Genomic DNA, 2,929 nt, shown 5'->3' on the forward strand with positions numbered 1-2,929 from the left:
GGCTCCAGCGACGAATGGAGAGAGAGGGCCACGGCGCGTCGCCGGGCCCTCCGGACGGAGCGTGCCTGCGCGCGCCCCCTGTCCTTCTCTCGCCGTCCCATCACTGCACTCACCCATGTGCCTTCTGGAAGGGAGGACTCATGACACCCTTGTCTTGTCTTGTTGCCACCACACAGCGACAGCTCGATGACGCGCTCCGCGTCCGCTGGGCTGTCTTCGGAGAGGAGCTGAGACTGCTCGGAGGGCCACTGCCCCCTGTGCCACGCGAAGTGGACTGCTTCGACACCCTGTCCACCACCGTGCACCTCATCGTGTATGCGGGCTCCAAGCCCGTGGCCACCTCGCGGTTGCTGCTGCCCAACCCGGAGGTCGCGCTCCTCACGGAGAGGCCCCTCGGCATTGCCCTCGAGCAGAAGCTCGATCTGTCGAGCGTGGACGGGCCCGAGCTCTCCCTGGCGGAGAGCACGCGCTTCTGCATCCTCAAGGAGTGGCGCCACTCCGAGGTGCTCGTGCGCCTGCAGGCCGGCCTCTACCAGGAGAGCCGACGCCTCGGGGTGAGCCATTGGATTGCCTCGGCCAACACGGAGACGGACTCCGCCGAGGACGCGGCCCTCCTCTTCCAGGTCGCTGCCTTTCAGGGGCTGGTGAGCCCCCGCTGGTCTGTCCGCACCTTGTCCTCTTACGCTCCGCCCGAGGCACCGAGCGCGACGCTCTACACTCCCCTGGAGCGGACCCGCGCGCGGCAAGGTCAGCTCGAGGGCCTGCGCCTGCCGCGGACGCTGGCACTCTTTGCGCGCAAGATGGGCGCGCGCTTCATGGGCACGCCCCTCTATGACGCAGGCTTCCGCCGCTTCTCCATGCCGCTGATCGCCGCGCTGGATGAGATTCCGGCCAGCACGCTGGCCCTGTTTGACGCCCTGGACACTGGCGCTCACCGCGCCGCCTGAGCCGGGCCCCCCTCCCCCTCACCCTCACCCCACCCAAGCACGGGACCGTTGCCGGCCCCGCACAGGAGACGTGTATGCAGACGCAGACGCAGAGCTGGAACCCGATGGACTGGACGAGCGCACTGGAAGACGAGGCGCGCCTGCTGGTGGAGGAGCTGGGAATGCACCCGGGGGCCCAGCGCCTCTTCAACGGGAGCGTCGGCAAGGAGGGCTACCTCTCCTGGCTGGTGCAGACGTACCACTACGTGCAGTGGACGACGCCACTGCTGGAGCAGGCGGGCCTGCGGATGAAGCGGCTGGGCCGGCACGTCATGCTCGCCGAGCTGCTGCTCCAGAAGGCCGCGGAGGAGCGCGGCCACGAGCGGTGGCTGCTGGCGGACCTGAAGAACCTCGGGTGGACGCGAAAGCAGGTGGAGAGCACCCACCCCTGCCGCGCGGTGGAGGCCTATATCGCCTGGAACCGGTTCCAGTCGGAGGCCGGCTCCCCCACGGCGTTCCTCGGGACGGCCTTCGTGCTGGAGTACCTCAGCGTGCACCGGGCGGGAGAGGCGATGAAGCGGCTGCTGGAGCGCAACGCCATTCCCAACATCCGCAAGGCCGTCACCTTCCTGCGCGGCCACGCAGGTGCGGACGGGGGACACGTGGCGGAGCTGGTGGCCGTGCTGCGCACGCTGACCGAGCCAGCCGAGCAGGCCGCCATCCTTCTCTCGGCCCGCAACACCCGGGCGCTCTACACCGGCCTCTTCCCCGAGCCCGAGTGAATGGGATGAGAGGCCTTCACATCCGGGTGGCCCTGTTCATGAGCGCTGCCCGGGTGTCCACTCCCATCTTGTCGAAGACGCGCTGCAGGTGCTTCTTGACCGTGCCGACCGAGCAGTGGAGGTGCTCCGCAATGGTTTGGTTGTCCCAGCCCCGCAGCGCGCACTCGGCCACCTGCGCCTCGCGCTGGGTGAGCAGCTTGCACCAAGCTTGCGGTAAGGGCGTCCTGTCCGACACCTCCTGAAGCAGCAGCCCCCACAGCCGCCCGCTTCCAGGCTCTGGCAGCGGGACGAAGCTCACCCGGAGCTTCTTCTCCTCCCCCTCGAACGTCATCGAGGTATCCCGCTCCGCGCCTCCCACCCTCCTACCTGAGGTAAGCACGAGGAGGCGCTCCACCAGCGCGCTGGGCAAGCCGTGGGCGTCTCTCGCCTCCGGCTTGAACCAGGCCTCCAGCAGCGCCGTGGCTCCGGGTGTGCGCATCCACTCCGTGGCCTGGGACGTCAACACGAGGCTCTCCACCCCCTGGTGCTGGAAGAGGTGCTCCAGCACCCGCTTCTGCCCTTTGATCTCCCCCACCTCCCGGCACTTGGCCACCGTCTTCGTCAGCCAGGGCGTAATCTGTTGCATCAACGCCCGCTCCCGATCCGAGAAAGGCTGGCGCCGATCGCGGTACAGCATGAAGCCGCCATGCCAGTCGCGCCCCACATCCAGCAGCACCGCCATCACGTGCTCCAGGGGCATGCCCAGCTCGCGGCAGCGCTGGTAGAGCAGGCTCCGCTCCAGCTCCTCGCGTGGCAGCATCTCCGTGTCGCGCAGTACCAGGTTGGGGTGCTGCATCACCGCCTCCCGGACAAAGTCCTCTGGCGCCATCTCATGATAGCGCGTGAAGTACTCCGAGGGCATGGCGGCCACCATCCAGTCATAGTCTGCCAGCCGGCCCGGCTTGGAGATGCAGATCGCCGCATAGTCTGCCGCCAGCAGCTTGGACAGCACCTCGTAGGCGCGCGAGAGCACGTCCGAGAGATCCAACGAGCTGGTCAGCACTTCCATCAAATCGAACGTGAGCTTCTGCTCGCGCGAGTCAAGATTCAGCAAGCTCTCCATGGCGTACCCTCCCCGCCCGGGTCCCCATCCACGGACCCAGGCACACGCCCCGGCAGAAGATGAAAGTGAGAGCTGCCAGTTACACTTTTGGGTACTGGCAGGTTGGATTCCCGGGGTGA

General features: G+C 67.6%; 3 protein-coding genes. 2 read left to right on the top strand and 1 reads right to left on the bottom strand.

The window, feature by feature from the left end:
* Positions 1-140: 140 nt before the first annotated feature.
* Both VD972_RS37640 and VD972_RS37645 read left to right on the top strand, forming a co-directional pair.
* Positions 141-947, top strand: coding sequence for a GNAT family N-acetyltransferase (locus VD972_RS37640; RefSeq protein WP_324993650.1), 807 nt, complete (start codon positions 141-143; stop codon positions 945-947).
* 74 nt (positions 948-1,021) lie between these two features.
* The gene (locus tag VD972_RS37645) at positions 1,022-1,708 is read left to right on the top strand and encodes an iron-containing redox enzyme family protein (RefSeq protein WP_324993651.1); all 687 of its coding nucleotides are present in this window, start codon (positions 1,022-1,024) and stop codon (positions 1,706-1,708) included.
* Positions 1,709-1,724: 16 nt separating this feature from the next.
* Here VD972_RS37645 and VD972_RS37650 read toward each other — a convergent pair whose 3' ends face one another.
* Positions 1,725-2,810: a LuxR C-terminal-related transcriptional regulator gene (locus tag VD972_RS37650; RefSeq protein WP_324993652.1), complete on the bottom strand. Its 1,086-nt coding sequence runs from the start codon at positions 2,808-2,810 to the stop codon at positions 1,725-1,727.
* Positions 2,811-2,929 lie beyond the last annotated feature (119 nt).

Source organism: Hyalangium sp. (assembly GCF_035629615.1).
In the GTDB taxonomy this organism is placed as follows: domain Bacteria; phylum Myxococcota; class Myxococcia; order Myxococcales; family Myxococcaceae; genus Hyalangium.

Bases quoted from the DNA above. Each gene is read 5' to 3' on its own strand.
- VD972_RS37640 (WP_324993650.1), top strand. From the start codon at position 141: ATGACACCCTTGTCTTGTCTTGTTGCCACCACACAGCGACAGCTCGAT.
- VD972_RS37645 (WP_324993651.1), top strand. From the start codon at position 1,022: ATGCAGACGCAGACGCAGAGCTGGAACCCGATGGACTGGACGAGCGCA.
- VD972_RS37650 (WP_324993652.1), bottom strand. From the start codon at position 2,810: ATGGAGAGCTTGCTGAATCTTGACTCGCGCGAGCAGAAGCTCACGTTC.